This is a genomic window from Paenibacillus sp. YYML68, assembly GCF_027923405.1.
Taxonomy (GTDB): domain Bacteria; phylum Bacillota; class Bacilli; order Paenibacillales; family NBRC-103111; genus Paenibacillus_G.
In genome coordinates, this window is the sequence record NZ_BQYI01000001.1 from 4,395,882 (window position 1) to 4,412,314 (window position 16,433).

Below are 16,433 nucleotides of genomic sequence, written 5' to 3' on the forward strand. Positions count from 1 at the left end.
CGACATGCAGCTGGAGCAACCAGCGGCAGTCGGGTACAGCCGGGCAACCTCAGTGAACAACAAAGAAGCCTCCGAGCCTGGGCATCACCCTAAGACGGAAGCTTCTTGACCTTACGCAGCAATTATCGAGTCGTAGAGAACTCTTGCATATTTTGCAGGTTTTCCAAATTCCCAAGTAAAGCTGCGCCGAACACAATAAAGACAAGTATGTAGAGTGTGATACCGATAGCAGCCCAGATCAAATTTGCCTTGGCAAAGTTGGCCTTGGACGGGCTCGCACCGCCGCCGAACGCCCATACGAACAGCATAATCAAATTCACGAGCGGAATCATAAGAATTAACATCGTAATCATCCAATCCTTCACACTGATTGTACTGGATTGGTTCCCACCGTACGACACTTGCTGACCTGTCTGTGTCTGCGCTTCCACGTTTCCATCATCCTCCTAGAAATAGAGTACTTCGCCAATGGGTTCGACACCATTCTGACAAATCCTCCATAGATCTAGGTAATTTTATGGAAATTTAACTATTTACAAGTCGAAACGGCTGATTAGTGCCAAGGTTAGCTCTGACCAGCTTACTCCGCTCTATACTTCGGCAGCGTATCAAAAAACCAGTCGCAAAACTTCTTCGTTATCCAAAACGTAATAAATAGCGAGCCGTACGTGTAAAACCAGTGCCACGTTATGTATTCGACAAGATCCGTGTATTCTTCAATGAGCACTTCAATAATCGTGAACAAGCTGCAATACAGCACGTAATACCCGCACTGGCGAGCACGGCTCGTGTGACGCGGATATCGCGCATTGAACACGGCGCACAATACCGGATAAGCCAAAAATTCATAGGTAAAGCTTGCCCGATTCACATCCGCCAGCTCTCGCACCGGATATTGCAGCATACCGTTCTCGACGGCGAGATATCCCAGCACAAAGGTCATCACTTGCTTGAACAAAAAAGCGGTCGCACCAACTCGCCTCATCTCCTTCGGTATCGTAAACAAGAGCAAAAACGAGCTGATCCATACAGCCACGAGTATGATATATTCCTTGCTCATGATGTTGACTCACCGCCTGCCGCCATGGAGTAAGGCTTGAAGAACAGATCGGTCAGCATGCACGTGCCGAATATAAAGCTGCCAAATACGATTGGGCTCCATAGCCAGTGATACGCCTTCAACGAGATGAGCTCCGTCCAACGAGCCAGCCCATATTGCAGCAGCACCAGCGCAGTCGTCCAGACAAGCACGCATAGGATGCTCTTGACTACAGAGCCTCGAGGGGCGAAGCGGTGCGCAATAGCAGCGAACATCGGATAGACCATGTACGCCATCGAGAAGCCCATGTTGGTCGCATTGGGAAATTCTCTTACAGGATAGGCAATGAGTCTTAGCTGTAACAATCCGAACTCCATCAGCCATATGATCGCTTGTCCAATCATAAAAGAGATGACGAAGGCATGAAGATGCTTTTTGCGGACAATAACAAGTACAGCAATTACTGCAATACCCCACAGCGCAAGCAGTACCGCTCTCTCCACGCTCATCCTGTTCTCCATCCCCTCTTTAAGCATCATGTACTATGACTATTATGGATACCTCCCTGTCTATTCATGCAAGCATCGGCATAGGATGTCAATCGGCAGCCGTCTTGGCTACAATGATGTGGCTGATCGGCTGGCGCAGCTTCTCCAGCGTAGCGGCAGGCACGTCACTGTCCGTCACGAGTGTGTCGATGCGTCTGAGGTCAAGACCGAAGAACAGCGCATTGCGATTCATCTTGCTGAAGTCTGCCATTAAGATAAGATCCTTGCTAATATCGGCCAGCATCTGTGCAACATGGAGCGGATCGACCTTGGAGAAGAAGCAGCCCTGCGACGTAATACCCATACACGAGAACATCGCCTTATCGAATCGGTACTGACGCAGCTCCTGATACAGCTTATGACCGGACGTCATCCCGTCCTCACCGACCTCGCCTCCGATCAAGAACACCTGAGCCTTGCCCTTCTTCTGCACAATATTGAGCGCAGCGAACGTCGAATTCGTCACAATCGTCGCCTCCAGCGACACGGGAATGTGACGCGATACAGCAAGTCCAGTCGTGTTGCCGTCGATGAAGACGCTGTCGCCGTTCTCGATGAGCTTCACAGCCTCCTGCGCGATCGCTTCCTTCTGCTTATAATTCAGGTTCACCCGCTCGAGGTACGGCATATCCCACGTCTTCTGCTCCTTCTTCACGGCGCCGCCGTACGTGCGGCGAACGATCCCCTTCTCATCGAGAATGCGCAGGTCGCGGCGAATCGTCTCGACAGACACTCCATATTTCTCGACGAGCTGATCGACATCGACGCTGCCTTGATGCTTGACGAGCTGAATAATATCATTTCTGCGGCGAATCGAATTCATGCTTGCTTCCCCCTTGGAACGAGCAGAAGAGAGAGGGATATCCCTCTCTCTGCAAGTCTGCAATTGTGCGGACCGAGCCGCTTATGCTGTTATTGGAACTCCTTGAGCGCCTTCGTCGCGTCAGCCTGAGCCTTCTTCATGGCGTCAGCCACCGGCATTTTACCGGAAATGATCGCCTCAAGGCCTGCGCTCACCGCATCCTCAATCGGGCGGCGGGCAGCTGTCGATACGTCGATCTGCGCATGCGGGAACACCTCAAGGAACGCCTGCTTCTTCTGCGGGTTATCCGCATAGTTCTTCTTCAGCAGCTCGGTGTCCTGAGAAGAGATCGTCGCCGGGAAGTAGCCAGTCTTCGCCGCGTAGATCGACTGCGCCTTCGGCTGGCCGAAATATTTCATGAACACCCAAGCGGCCAGCTCCTTCTCCGGTGTGCTCTTGAAGATGACCTGGTTGCCGCCGTACAGCTCCGTTATCGGCTTGCTGCCTTCCTTGCCCTGCGGAATAATCGTCATGCCCCACTTGAATTTATCCTTAATGAGGTCGAGCTTAGTGCTAGTGCGGGCCGTTGTGCCGATCTCCATCGCGGCGCGTCCGTTCGTGAACTCCTGCTCGGTATTCTCGGCAAGCAGGATCGCCTTCTTATCGACCAGATTCTTGATGATCGTCGCCAGCTGTACCGCTTCTGGATTGTCGAAGTTGACCTTGCTGAGATCTTTGGCGATCGGGTCGACACCGTACGTGCGCAGCCATGTACGGAACGTGCCGCCGTTTTTGCCATTCGTCATGACGAGCGCCGGGACGCCTGTCTTCTCTGTAATCGCGAGCGCCTGCTTCTCGAATTCCGCCCACGTCTTCGCCGGCTTGTCGAAGCCTGCCTGCTTCAGCAGATCCATGTTATAGTACATGCCCATCGAGCTGTTGCCGTGAATCCAGCTCATCGTCTTGCCTTCATATTGAGAGATGCGCTGACGGTCGAGCACGCCAGGCATAATATCCTTCAGCTCTTCCTCCTTCAAGCCATACTTCGGATCGTTGATGAAGCTGTCCAGCGCGACGATTTTGTTCGCCTTCATATATTCGAGCGTGTCGCTCTCGTACGCCATCGCTACAGCCGGCAGGCCGCCGCCTTGCAGCGCGGCGCGAATTTTTTTATTCAGATCGTCATAAGTGCCCTGAAATACTTCCTTGACGACGATTTTACCTTCATATTCCTTGTTGAACTCAGTTACGATGTCCTTGATCGCTTCGCCGTAGATCGTCGCTTGAATGTGCCAGTAGTCGATCGTCACCGGACCGTTCTTGCCCAGCTCCAGCTCGATCGGCTTCGCCTCGCTCTTGCCTGCTGTGCCAGGAGCTGCAGAAGGCTCGCTACCTCCTGTTGTACCTCCGCATGCGGCTAGCAGCGCCATGCTGGACGCGACGACAAGTGCTGTTGTGCTCTTCAACCATGTTTTGTTCACTTTGATTTCTCTCCCTTAATCGATCGATTTGGCAAAGCTTATGCATGTGGCATGGTGGCTGGCATCAGTCTTGAATGAAGCTTGAACTTGAATGATCTAGGTCAAAGAGGCCTTAGCCTCGATGATTCGCTCCAAGTGGATCGTCTCTCCGTACACAGGGAAAATGCGCGGCACCTCACCCGTCGGAAGGAGCGTCGGATGCATGCTGTGCAGCGGAATAACCGCCTGCGGCCGAATCGCCTGCACCAGCTCACTGATCTCGTCCGTCGCGGCGTGTCCGCCGGTGGCGAGGTAATGATACTGGACGGAGTATTCCGTCAGCCAGCGGTGCAGCGTGTCATCGCTCGGCGTAAGCGGATTGCCGTCCGCATGCACATAATGCGATCGGCTCGAACGGTCGCCGTACGTCTCCAGCTCTGCCATGAGCGGGAGCTGGCGATACGTCAGGAACACCGAGTAGTCGGACTTGCTCTTCACGAGCTGCTCCATCGTCACCTCTGCGTAAGGGAGCTGCCCGATGACGCTCGGGTCGAGCTCGCGTCCTGCAGGTGTACGCACCAGTCGGATCGTATCGCTCTCCTCCAGAGCCGGATGTCCGTTCAGCGCCCGGATGCCTTCCGCCGTAGCGGTTCTCCAGAACACTGCGGTGCTCTCATCCATGACGAGCTTGCGGCCCGCCGACTTCGCCGCCATGATGATGTCTGCGACGCGCTCGACATTGCGGGACAAAATGTTGACGTAGACGAGCCCCTTCGCCTCCTGCAGTACAGCCTCGTACTGCTTCGCCACGTCCAGCTCCAGCCGATCGATCGGCTTGCGGAACAGCGTGTCCGGACGGAGCCTCGTCCCTTCCGTAATGACCAGATCGACCTCCGCCTTACGGCACAGATCGATGAACCGATCCAGCCTCGCGCTGTGGCGGCCGTGACGGCGCCAGTCGCCTGTGAAGGCGATTGTATGTTCTCCAGTGCGAAGGATGAAGCCCGAGGAGCCCGGCGTATCGTGATCGACCTCGATCAGCTGCAGCCGATACGGTCCGAAGTCGACCTCCTCGAGATCGCGCAGCTTCGTAATCGTCGCCTGTGTACCCTCGTACTCGCCCGAGGCGATCACGGCCTGATACACCGCATAGGCGTCCTCATGCATGTACACTGGCACATCCTTACGCACATAAGGCAGCAGCGCCATATGATCTTGATGAATGTGGCTGATGAAGACGTTCAGCTTGGCGAAGGAAGGCAGCTCGGTGCGGCCCCATACCGCGGCGAGCGTGCTGTCCGCAAGCGGACCGGTCAGCTCCGGGTCATACAAGCCCGGCACCGGAGGCGCGCAGCGCGTTAACAAGTAAGAGCGGATGCCCTCCTTGCGGTCAGCTCGCACCGATTCGTTGAACATGCCGCGTAACGCGAGGCCCAGATCGAAGATCAAGCCCGTATCCTGCTTGCCGTATAGGATGTGTACACCGCCAATCGTGTTCAGACCACCGTAGAACGTCATCGACTCCTGCTCGCTGTGCTTGAATACCATGCTTAGCACCCCTTTTTTCCACTTGGAATGGTATATCTGAATTAGCTGCTCATCAGCTCTGAGTTGTTCTCCTGCCTTGCCTGCTGCAGCGCACGAAGCAGCTGCTCCAGCTCCTCTAGCGTGTACAGACGCGCATCCCAATCGTGGGAATCGTCGATCGACTCGTAAGGGGAGATGAACACGGTGCGTCCGCCCATCTCGCGAATCGGATACAGATCGTTCCAGGCGTGGTCACCGATGGACAAGATCTGCTGCGGCTCGATCCCGGCCTCTTGCGCAAGTGTGCCGATATGCTCGGACAGCTTGTACGGCTTATGGCCCCCGAAGATGACGCTGCTGAACGTATGCTCCAGACCCATATAGTTGACAAAAGGCTTCGCCGCCGGCTCCGGAGAATTCGTGATGAGCCACTTATGCGTTACCGCATCAAGCGATTCGATCGCCGCCAGCAAGCCCCGGTGCTTCTCAATCGCAACGGCAGCCGCTTCGTTCACCATCTCCTCGCGAACTCGCATGAACGCCTCGGTACGCTTCGCCGGGTCCACGTTCCAATAGCTCGCCACGACGTTCACTGCACTCCAGGCGTCGCCGACGTACATATGCCGCTCCATCTGTGGCTGGGTCGCAGGTTCGGTCTGCTTCAGCTTCTGCGGCGATTGGTCGTCGGTGGCTCCATCTGCTTCGGCTTCGGCATGCTCTGAGGCTGTCGTACCGTCCCAGTGAATATCTGCGGTCATATAACCATTCGCAAGCGTCCAGCCCGTGCGGGTGTGTGGCTCGTAGAAGTGTCCGATCCGAATCGGGTGCCGACCGGATACGATGTCCATGACTGCCTCATACAGCTCGTCATAACGCACCTCAAGCTCGGTGCCCTCCACCATATATCCGATATAGCTGTGGATAAATCGTTCATTCTGATACAGCGTACCGTCAAGGTCAAATAAAATTGCGCGAATGTCTTGAAGCCAGTTCATGCTGAATGTTCTCCTCTCGTCTTTCCAGTTGTAGGGTCATGCGTTGCCGTGCATAGAAGCGTGCCAGATTGTCGTCGCGGATGGCTCTGCCTAGCCCTTCAGGCCGGAGGCGGCAACGCCCGTATGAAACCAGCGCTGCGCACCGAAGTAGAGCAGGACGATCGGCATAATCGTGAACGTCGCCGCCGCCATCAGATGGTGGTAGTTGTGCCCTTCCTCGCTGACGAAGTAGAGCAGACCGACCTGCAGCGGCCGAAGCGATTCGCTCGATGTGATCAAGAGCGGCCATAGCACACCGTTCCACTTGCCGACGAAGGCGAGCAGACCCGCAGTGACCAGACCCGGCGCAGACAGCGGGACAAGCACGCGGCACAAGTACATGAAGCGCGACATCCCGTCAACCTGAGCAGCCTCCCAGTACTCCTTCGGCACAGACAGGAATGTCTGTCTCAGCAGGAAGATCGTGAACGCATCCGCGAGGAATGGCACGATCATGCCGAGGTAGCTGTCATACAAGCCTTGTCCACCTTCACCGAGCCAATCGTTGCCGCCTGCCAGCGGCATATGCCGCAGCGTGACGAAGTTCGGAATCAACGTAATATCATACGGAATCATCATCGTGCACAGCACGAGCATGAAGATGAAGCTGCGTCCCGCGAATTGAAAGTGCGTGATCGCATACGCGATCGGTATGCAGATCAGCAGCTGCAGCACCGTACCAAGACCGGCAATGATGAAGGTGTTGTAGAAGTATCGGCTGAACGTCGACTCCGGCTTGTTCCACGCATGGACGTAATTGTCGAAGACGAAGCTCTCCGGCAGGAAGCTCGGCGGCATCAGATTGATCTCGTACGGCGTCTTCAACGAATTCAATATCATCCAGATGAACGGGAACAGCGCAGCCAGCGCCAGCAGCAGCACGATCGCGTACACAAGTCCCCACATCGTTTTGGAATACCATTTTGCATAGGGAACCATTCATACTTGCCCCTCTCCTGAAATAATCGGTTCCGATAATCTCCTAATAGATTAGGCCTGGTAATGGACCCGCTTCTCGCCGAACTTATATTGCACCCACGTCAGCACGAGCAGAATGCCGAACAGCACCATCGAGGCCGCCGCCGCATACCCGACTTGACCGTATACATAGAAGCTGCGGAAGATGTACAGCGGGAACGACATCGTCGAGCCGAGCGGACCCCCTTCGCCACCGGAGAACACATAGAAGGCGTTGAACGATTCGAACGCACCGATCACCGATACGATCAATAGCATGAACAGCATGGGCATCATCAGCGGCACCGTGACGTGTCGGATCAAGCTCGGCGTCCGGGCGCCGTCGATGCGGGCCGCTTCGTACAGCTCCTTCGGGATGCTGCTAAGTCCGGCCATAAAGATGACGACATTGAAGCCGACGGTGCACCATACGGAGAACAGCATGATGACGAGAAGCGCGAGCGTCGGACCGGCCAGCGCCTGCGGCAGCCACTCTGGCCAAGCTCCGCCGAAGGCGTGCAGCAGCTTCATGAGCACTGGGTCCGGGTCATAGAGCCAGTTCATCCGGGCGAGGCCCGCTGATTCCAGAGCCGCATTCGCAATGCCGACGTTCGGGTGAAAAATCCACTTGAACACGATCGCCGCCGCAACCTGAGACGTAATGAACGGCAGGAAGAAGATCGTTCGCACCATGCCGCGTCCCTTGAAGTTCTGGAACAGAACGTATGCGATGAAGAATGACAGGACAAGTGCGGCCGGAATCGTGCCAAGCGCATAGTAGAATGTGACGAGCAAGCTTTGACCGACAGCACCGAGCTGTAGACCCGCGACCGGGTCCTGCACGATGAGCTCCTCGGTGAATATTCGAGTATAGTTATCCAAGCCGATGAATCTCTCTGGCACGTAGCCCCACTTCCAGAGGCTCATCCACATGCCGAAGACGAGCGGCCAATACCGGAACAGCACCAGGAGCAGCAGCGCAGGCAGCGCGTAGGCTAGTCCGATTAGCGCCTCCTTGCGCCTTCTCTTGGAGCGCGGCAGCACGCTAGCCTTCACCTTGGCCGCCTTCGCCCTCCAGCTTAACGTTGTTTCGCTCATGGACATGGGAGCATCTCCTTTTCTGTAGCATACGTTCATGATAACCAAGCTTTGTCAGACGATAATTATCGTTGTGTGTAGTATTTGTTGAGATAGTGTCGACATTTGATACAAATATGCCCGTTGTTAGCGCACAACGGGCATATTCATTCAACAAACGGTAATCTATGACATATGTGCCCTAAACGCCAAACAGCCCCTTCCAATAAAGGGAGGGACTGTTTATTGACTCGTTACGAGAAAAGACCGCCCAGCCGTCCTAATGGACAGCATAGGCAGTCTATGAATGAAAGATAAGGACTATGTTACATCGTTGTTTGCTTCGATTGCGAGAGTCCACCGCGAGCTGCAGTCGATTCAGCCTGCAGTCTCATTTGCTCCGGATAGCCGTACGTGCCGTGCTCACTGAGGTCAAGACCAATCGTCTCTTCTTCTTCCGTTACACGGATACCGACAACAGCCTTCATGACTGCAAGGATGATGTACGAGGCCGCGAAAGCGAACGCTCCGCAAGCAAGTACGCCGAGCGCCTGTACGCCGAGCTGCTCGAAGCCGCCGCCGTAGAACAGACCTGCTTTACCTACGCCCACCTTCTCCACAAGCTCAGGCGTTGCGAACAAGCCGTTGGACAACGTTCCCCAAATACCAGCCATACCGTGTGCAGATAGCGCATAGATTGGATCGTCAACGCGCAGCTTCTCGAAGAAGCGCATGCTCATGAATACAACGATACCTGCGATGAAGCCGATCAAGATCGCTGCCCAAGAATCTACGAAGGCGCAAGATGCAGTGATTGCAACAAGACCTGCCAGCGCACCGTTCAGCATGACGGACACATCTGCCTTACCATTAGCGAGCCAGCTGATCAGCAGTGCCGCTACCGCACCGGCCGCTGCGCCAAGCTGGGTGTTGATTGCAACGAAGCCGAAGAAGCTGCCATCGCCTACTGCGATCGTGGAGCTTGCATTGAAGCCGAACCAGCCTACCCACAGAAGCATAACGCCGAGCGTTGTGAACACCTGGTTATGACCAGGGATTTCATTCGGTGTACCGTTCTTATTGTACTTACCAAGACGCGGCTTCAATAGAAGCGTTGCCGCCAGCGCCGCCATGGCACCTGTCAAGTGAACGACCGTCGAGCCTGCGAAGTCCTGCTTACCATGCTCAGCGAGCCAGCCGCCTCCCCAGATCCAGTGTGCAATGACCGGATAGATAACAGCGGAGAACAAGACTGCGAAGATCAAGTACGCGGACAGCTTCGCTCTCTCGGCGAATCCGCCCCAAGCAACCGACAGCGAGATCGCTGCGAATGCCAGCTGAAAAATAAACATAACCGTCGGAGCAACCAAGCTGCCCTCTGGAACATCCTTCACATCAAAGCCGAAATAATCGCCCCAGCCTATAATTGCGTTACCCTGCGAACCAAAAATAAATGCGTAGCCGACAGCCCAAAATACGATCGACGCGATGCCAAGTGTAAAAATCGTCTTACCCGCGATGTGACCCGCGTTCTTCATCCGAGTTGAACCGGCTTCCAGCATAACAAATCCGCTTTGCATGAAAATAACTAAAATTGCGCCAAGCATGACCCAAATTGCATTCATCCCTAATTCCATGTGTGTCAACCTCACTTTAAGTTAAATTATTGTCTTCCTAAAGCGCTGTTTCTCTCTCTAATGCCTTAGCTATGTATATATCTTATGACACAAAGCACACTCATGTCAATATAGTTAACACAAAAGATTATTTTTTATGTCAGAAGCCTATGCGAGTTAAGTGGAATAGTCATACCGTGCACGAACATGACATAATAGCGTTATGTTTCGCGTGAGTTCGTGCTCTTCAGTAGCTTCACCACGTTCGCGGCTAGGCTATGGAAGAAAGCCCCTGCTCACGCTCGCGGCGGGCTTAGCGCACGATTCGTTACTTATTTCGAGCGGGCGATGCTCCTGCTCACGCTCGCGGCGGGCTGTAGCGCACGAATCGTTACTTATTTCGAGCTGATGGCGCTCCTGCTCACGCTCGCGGCGGGCTTTAGCGCACGATTCGTTACTTATTTCGAGCTGATGGCGCTCCTGCTCACGCTCGAGGCGGGCTGTAGCGCACGATTCGTTACTTATTTCGAGCCCAGGATGCTCCTGCTCACGCTCGCGGCGGGCTGTAGCGCACGAATCGTTACTTATTTCGAGCTGATGGCGCTCCTGCTCACGCTCGCGGCGGACTTAGCGCACGATTCGTTACTTATTTCGAGCCGATGGCGCTCCTGCTCACGCTCGCGGCGGGCTTTAGCGCACGATTCGTTACTTATTTCGAGCCGATGGCGCTCCTGCTCACGCTCGCGGCGGGCTTAGCGCACGATTCGTTACTTATTTCGAGCGGGCGATGCTCCTGCTCACGCTCGCGGCGGGCTGTAGCGCACGAATCGTTACTTATTTCGAGCTGATGGCGCTCCTGCTCACGCTCGCGGCGGGCTTTAGCGCACGATTCGTTACTTATTTCGAGCTGATGGCGATCCTGCTCACGCTCGCGGCGGGCATCTCGCTCACGTTCAAGCCGTTACGATGCTTCTCATCGTAACGGCCTCCCTCGCGCTGGCCCTGCCGCGATCCCGCAGCCATCCACCCTAACGCCAAAGAGGCCGCCTCCGTACCGGTTTGCCGGTTCAGGAGACAGCCTCGCAGGTGTGCGCCAGATTTTAACCTACTACTATTACGATTGAATGTCCTTCATGCCCGTATTAGCACCAGTATACGGTATTCTAATCACGAATGCCCCAGCAGACCTCATCAGGCCGGCTGGGGCATGCTTCATAGACATAGACTAGGACTACTCCTCATGCGCATCATAATACCGGTTACGGCCCATCCGCTTCGCCGCGTAGAGCGCATCATCGGCTGTATTGATCAGCAGCTGCAGGTCAGCCTTCTCCCGCTGCAGCTCCGACCAGCAGACGACCCCGCAGCTGATCGTCACGTAAGAGGAGGTTTCCGATCCAGCATGTGGAATGGAGAGCTCCTGAACTTGCGCAACGAGTCGCTCCGCAAGCTTCCTTGCGCCCACCAGGCCGACGGGAGCCAGCACAGCGAACTCCTCTCCGCCGTAGCGAGCGGCCATGCCACCGTATGCCTCCGATTCCTTCTGGAGCGTCTGCGCAACCTTCACAAGACAATCATCTCCGGCGTAGTGACCGTACGTGTCGTTGAATTTTTTGAAATGATCGATGTCCATCAGAAGCAAGCTGAAGTCATCGCCTGCCTGCAGCATCGCCTGCGCCATGCTATTGAAGTGTCTCCGGTTCGCTATACCTGTTAAGGCGTCGCACAGCGATTGCTTGAGCAGCGCTTCGTTCATTTCCTCCAGCTTCTGAGTTCGCTCCTGTACCATCTCCTCCAGCGAGCTGTTCACAATGAGCAGCTTCCGGGCGAGCACCTCGCTCGTTACAAGCGCCCGAGAGAAGCGGATGGCCAGAATGAACGATTGAAAAATAATGAACGCATACAGCCCATGTGTCACATAGAACTCAGTCTGGATGAACCCTCGCGACGTTAATATATCGTTCACGACCGTTACGAAGAAGCAGACTGCCCCTAATGCAGACAATAGCGCCATTGCACGACGTCTTACGATTGCCATAACATAGATGTATACCGTATAGACGACAAGCGCCAGCATGAAGGCTTGAAAATAAATGAGGCAGTATGTCGAGAACCTAGGCGGCATCAGCAAGCAGATCAAGCCGTACAACGTGCACACCGAGGTGATCATTACTACAGCCCGCCTGTGAAGCTCCTTAGGAAACACACGATGTAAAAATAACGCGAAGCTGCATACACCGACAACCAGCGCGACATATTCGATACGCAAAGCAGCTTGCCAGCTTATAGCTGTGGTGAAGCTATAAATAACCTTCTCACCTGTAAATAAGCTCCGCACCCCAAGCGCTAAGCAAAAAGCACCGAAATAAAGCGGCTCCGGCTCCACTCTTCGCAATACATAGAGGCCAACATGATAAAGCGCCATTATAATGAGTCCGCCCGCCAAAAACATCTCAACCGACGTCTGCGCCTTCGACGCCTTATAGATGACATCGGACTTGCCGAGCTTGATACTGCTCGTGATGCCGCCGTTACGCGATACTTGATTCGACGCATGCATAACTAGCGTCAGCTTCTCGCTCTGCACATGGAAGTCCACAATGCGACTCTGACGACTCGGAAGCTCGGTCAGCCGATCACCGACAACGCCGTTGCGAAGCACCTCTTCTCCGTTCAACCATAAGGTATACGCAGAATAAACCGCAGGAATGTGCACCGCCCACACTTGTCCCTTGGCCTCGGTCGGAAGCAGAATGTCGAGCCGGTATGTAGCGCTCCCATAAGAGGGTAGCTTCTTTCTCTTCCCGTCATCGACGTAGGACGTCCAGCTACTTGGCACCTGAACCGACTCGTATGGCTCCTTATCGAACTCCTGAGGCGTCAGAAGCCGATTGTAAGAAAACTGCCATTCGCCGTCCAGCTTGTACATAGCTTCAGTGCCCGATCGTGACAAATCAAGCAAGCCGTTATGAGCAGTCGGCGGCTTCATATTACGGATGTACTCCTTGTCATTGGTGCAGCCTGCTGCAAGCACACAACTCAGCACAACCGCGACCAGCAGCCATATTCGATATGAGAGTACATGATGTACCTGCTTCATGGTGACCTCGTTTCCGGTATACCTACGTTGCGGACTTCTGCCTTCCCGTCATCCCGCTCATCGTTAGATACACATTACATCGTAATATCGACAATGTCGAGGCTGCTCTGATGGGACAGGTCGATGAACTCTTCCTGCACCTGAACGAGTGGGCGGAAATAATCGGTCGCATTGGTCATCACGATTTTACCTTGCCGACCGTCGTTCAGCACAACCTGCTTGCCAATGAAGTTCGGAATCATGTGCTTAATGAACGTGTGCGCCACAGTGGCGTCCAGCTCTCCGAATGAGCAGCGGTGAATTTCTTTCAGCACGACGAGGAGATCACGCTTCTTCTGGTATACTCTTGTCGTAATCATCGCACTGTATATATCGGCAACAGCAACAATTTTCGCAAATGGATGAATATGGGCTGCCGTCTTACCCAGCGGGTAACCCTTACCATGCAATCGTTCGTGATGCTGCAGCGCGGTGAGGGCGTACTCCTCCTGATCGTCCAGCTCCAGACTCTTCTTGATAATGTCGTAGCCGTACACCGTATGCCGCTTCATCTCCTCGAACTCCTCGTCGGTGAGCTTCCCTGACTTGTTCAGAATGTCACTATTGACTCTCGATTTGCCAATGTCATGCAAATATCCGGCCTTCCCGACACGCAGCGCTTCATATTCGGGCATCCCCATCCACTTCGCTATAAAATAAGAAATCATTCCGACGTGCACACAATGGTAGTACGTATAGTCGTCCTTATTGTTGAGCAGCAGCAGCAGCGATACGATGTCCGTCTCATTCTTGAACGAACCGATGAACGGAACGAACCCTTCCTCTACATCGGCATCCGTAATTTGGCCGGCACTTCTGCATTTCTCGAATATCGTTTTAATTGACTCCAGCGATCTCTCAAAAGTAACAAGCATGTGCCGCATATGCTCAGTCTTGTAGTAGGAGCTTGTTAGAGCTTCAGGCTTCCGCTCGATCATGACTTCATCGATCCGGTGCTTGTACAGCAAATCCAGCGCATCTTGATCTAATACCGTATTAGCAGCCAAGACCGGCACGCCATAGCTATTGAACACATCTTGGGTCAGTCGATCCCCGAGCATTAGCTCATCCACTTGTACCTGCATCATGTCACCTTCATATCAGCATCAACTTTTTCATCATTCTGCCGCTGCCTCAGCTGCAAGCAACCTCATATGAAGCGCCCTGAGCTTAAGCCTTGTCTGCGACGATATGCAGCATAGAGCTCCAGTACTTGGAGGTTCTCGATTGAAGTTATAATTCCTGCCTAGCATAGTAAGGGGTGATATATTCTTATTCGACATCATTCTTCATTCTCCTACAAGAAGGATCGAAATCTTGAATCGACCTCCTCCAATAGCAAGTGCTTGTCTGTATAGAAAAATACGACCTTAAGCCGCGAGGCCAAGGTCGTATTTTTTGGAGCTGCACAGATATACAGCTTGCATATAGAAATACCGTCTATTGCGGATTCGTCGTCCATATGCCTGCTGTCTTCACGAATACGCGCGGTGGCAGCTGCAGCGTAGCCATGATCAGGTCTGCCACGTCCTCCGGCTGCATCATCCGGTCCTCATCGCCGATCTTCAGTCCCGCCTTCACAGCCAGCTCCGTGTTGACCGTGCTCGGCGTAAGAGCCGTCACCCGAATGTTCGACTTGCGAACCTCCTGCATCAGCGCCTCCGTCATCCCCATAACTGCAAACTTCGAGGCGCAGTACGCTGAGCCGGTCGCGAAGCCTCTCTCTCCGGCCGTCGAAGCAATATTAATGATACTGCCGCTTTGCTGCTCCAGCATGGTCGGCAGTGCGGCGCGCGTTACATAGTAGGTCCCCATCACATTCGTCTGAATAATCTGCTCCCACTCGGTCGGCTCCATCTCTGCGAGCGTTCCGAACTTAGCTATACCGGCATTGTTGATTAGAATCGATAAGGAGCCCAACTGCTCCACAAGTGAGCGGACTGCCTTCTCCGCTTCGTCCTTCTTCGAGATATCCGCCGATGCGATGAACACCTTCGTTCCGAACTCGCTAGTCAGCTGCTCTCGAAGCGCCTCCAGATCCGCACTACTTCTGGCGATAAGTCCTAGATGCACGCCGCTCTCTGCCAGCTTCAGTGCAGCGGCCTTGCCGATTCCTTTGCCCCCACCGGTAATGATGGCTGTACCATTACGAAGCTCCATGTGATCCGTCACTTCTCCTTTATTCGATTCATATGGTAAATGCTTTCCACCGCATTATAGCAAAGCCGCGCTTATTCCTCCAACCAAGCTCGCACTTCCTCCCGCGTCGGCAGCGCCGGAATCGCACCCGGCCGTGTCGTCGTAATCGCCGCCGCGGCATTCGCGAAGGCGAGCAGCTCAGCCGCACGCTCAGCCGTTATGCCCGCTCCCGAGGTGAAGCCCGCCTCCTCGGCCAGCTGCACGAGCAGCGCCCCGATGAACGTATCGCCTGCGCCGGTCGTATCGACCGCCTGCACCCGAAGTCCGGGCTTCGTCACCTGAGCGCCCTCCCGCATGAACCACGTCGCCCCTTGCGCCCCGCGTGTGTACACGACGTGCTGTACATCACCGACGAAGAGGGACGCAATCGCCTGCTCCTCCTCCTCGATGCCAGTAATGAAGGCCAGCTCCTCGTCGCTGATCTTCACCATATGGCTCTCGGGGATGAACTCCAGTATTGTCCGTCGGCACAGGTCAGGCTCGCTCCACAGTGGCAGCCGTACGTTCGGATCGAAACTGACGAAGCCGCCCTTCGCCTTCACCGCCGCGATCGCCTTCCGGTGCGCATACTTAACCGGAGCCTCGATCAGATCGACCGAGCAGTAATGGAGAATGTCCCCGGGACCGAACCACTCAGGCTCAATCTCATTCTCATGGAGCAGCATATCTGCGCTCGGATTGCGATAGAAGGAGAAGTCGCGGTTGCCATCCTCCTTCAAGCTGACGAAGGCGAGCGCTGTATTCGCCTCCGTCGTGCGAAGAACGCGGCTCGTGTCTACCCCTGCTCCTGCCATCGTCTCGACGAGGAAGTCGCCGAACGCATCGGCGCCGAGCTTGCCGATGAAGCTGCTCGTCCCGCCGAGCCGTGCTACGGCGCAGGCGACGTTGGCCGGCGCACCGCCGGCCGCCTTTTCGAAGCCGCTGACGGCTTGCAGCGGCACACCTTTTTGCACAGGAATGAAATCAATAAGCGCTTCCCCCATTGCGAACACGTTGACCATAGATCCATTACCGCCCTTCTATGTGCTTAATCAG

The 16,433-nt window shown here is 54.6% G+C and carries 16 protein-coding genes; 2 read left to right on the top strand and 14 right to left on the bottom strand.

All coding sequences use genetic code 11. From position 1 onward, the window contains the following. Positions 1-122: 122 nt before the first annotated feature. From PAE68_RS19720 to PAE68_RS19765, 10 genes are all read right to left on the bottom strand, one after another. On the bottom strand, positions 123-431 hold the full coding sequence (locus PAE68_RS19720) for a hypothetical protein (RefSeq protein WP_281889801.1): 309 nt from the start codon (positions 429-431) through the stop codon (positions 123-125). Between the two features lie 149 nt (positions 432-580). Beyond that, positions 581-1,060 carry a CBO0543 family protein gene (locus tag PAE68_RS19725; protein ID WP_281889803.1) on the bottom strand — a complete coding sequence of 160 codons (480 nt, stop codon included), beginning with the start codon at positions 1,058-1,060 and terminating at the stop codon, positions 581-583. Further along, positions 1,057-1,548 (bottom strand): CBO0543 family protein, encoded by a 492-nt coding sequence (locus PAE68_RS19730; protein ID WP_281889805.1) that lies wholly within the window; start codon positions 1,546-1,548, stop codon positions 1,057-1,059. The genes PAE68_RS19725 and PAE68_RS19730 overlap by 4 nt, the downstream gene beginning before the upstream one ends. A gap of 88 nt (positions 1,549-1,636) precedes the next feature. Beyond that, complete coding sequence (locus tag PAE68_RS19735) at positions 1,637-2,410, bottom strand: DeoR/GlpR family DNA-binding transcription regulator (RefSeq protein WP_281889807.1); 774 nt, start codon at positions 2,408-2,410, stop codon at positions 1,637-1,639. 89 nt (positions 2,411-2,499) lie between these two features. Beyond that, complete coding sequence (locus PAE68_RS19740; RefSeq protein WP_281889809.1) at positions 2,500-3,870, bottom strand: ABC transporter substrate-binding protein; 1,371 nt, start codon at positions 3,868-3,870, stop codon at positions 2,500-2,502. A gap of 96 nt (positions 3,871-3,966) precedes the next feature. After that, positions 3,967-5,397 (bottom strand): MBL fold metallo-hydrolase, encoded by a 1,431-nt coding sequence (locus PAE68_RS19745; protein ID WP_281889811.1) that lies wholly within the window; start codon positions 5,395-5,397, stop codon positions 3,967-3,969. A 41-nt stretch (positions 5,398-5,438) separates the two neighbouring features. Then, positions 5,439-6,371, bottom strand: a complete 933-nt coding sequence (locus PAE68_RS19750) for an HAD family hydrolase (RefSeq protein WP_281889814.1) — start codon at positions 6,369-6,371, stop codon at positions 5,439-5,441. Positions 6,372-6,461: 90 nt separating this feature from the next. Then, on the bottom strand, positions 6,462-7,349 hold the full coding sequence (locus PAE68_RS19755) for a carbohydrate ABC transporter permease (RefSeq protein ID WP_281889816.1): 888 nt from the start codon (positions 7,347-7,349) through the stop codon (positions 6,462-6,464). Positions 7,350-7,400: 51 nt separating this feature from the next. Continuing rightward, the gene (locus PAE68_RS19760) at positions 7,401-8,471 is read right to left on the bottom strand and encodes a carbohydrate ABC transporter permease (protein WP_281889818.1); all 1,071 of its coding nucleotides are present in this window, start codon (positions 8,469-8,471) and stop codon (positions 7,401-7,403) included. 299 nt (positions 8,472-8,770) lie between these two features. Further along, positions 8,771-10,081, bottom strand: coding sequence for an ammonium transporter (locus PAE68_RS19765; protein WP_281889820.1), 1,311 nt, complete (start codon positions 10,079-10,081; stop codon positions 8,771-8,773). Between the two features lie 219 nt (positions 10,082-10,300). Between PAE68_RS19765 and PAE68_RS19770 the strand changes: the two genes are divergently transcribed. Beyond that, entirely contained in the window at positions 10,301-10,816 is a 516-nt protein-coding gene (locus PAE68_RS19770) for a hypothetical protein (protein ID WP_281889822.1), read from the top strand. A 31-nt stretch (positions 10,817-10,847) separates the two neighbouring features. Continuing rightward, positions 10,848-11,042 carry a hypothetical protein gene (locus tag PAE68_RS19775; protein ID WP_281889825.1) on the top strand — a complete coding sequence of 65 codons (195 nt, stop codon included), beginning with the start codon at positions 10,848-10,850 and terminating at the stop codon, positions 11,040-11,042. Positions 11,043-11,291: 249 nt separating this feature from the next. Here the strand turns inward: PAE68_RS19775 and PAE68_RS19780 are convergent, their stop codons facing one another. The 4 genes from PAE68_RS19780 to PAE68_RS19795 all read right to left on the bottom strand — a co-directional run bounded on the left by PAE68_RS19780 (position 11,292) and on the right by PAE68_RS19795 (position 16,399). Continuing rightward, positions 11,292-13,160 carry a sensor domain-containing diguanylate cyclase gene (locus tag PAE68_RS19780; protein ID WP_281889827.1) on the bottom strand — a complete coding sequence of 623 codons (1,869 nt, stop codon included), beginning with the start codon at positions 13,158-13,160 and terminating at the stop codon, positions 11,292-11,294. A gap of 74 nt (positions 13,161-13,234) precedes the next feature. Beyond that, entirely contained in the window at positions 13,235-14,287 is a 1,053-nt protein-coding gene (locus PAE68_RS19785; RefSeq protein ID WP_309299344.1) for an HD-GYP domain-containing protein, read from the bottom strand. 352 nt (positions 14,288-14,639) lie between these two features. Next, on the bottom strand, positions 14,640-15,359 hold the full coding sequence (locus PAE68_RS19790) for a 3-ketoacyl-ACP reductase (protein ID WP_281889829.1): 720 nt from the start codon (positions 15,357-15,359) through the stop codon (positions 14,640-14,642). A 71-nt stretch (positions 15,360-15,430) separates the two neighbouring features. Further along, positions 15,431-16,399, bottom strand: a complete 969-nt coding sequence (locus PAE68_RS19795) for a carbohydrate kinase family protein (RefSeq protein WP_281889831.1) — start codon at positions 16,397-16,399, stop codon at positions 15,431-15,433. Positions 16,400-16,433 lie beyond the last annotated feature (34 nt).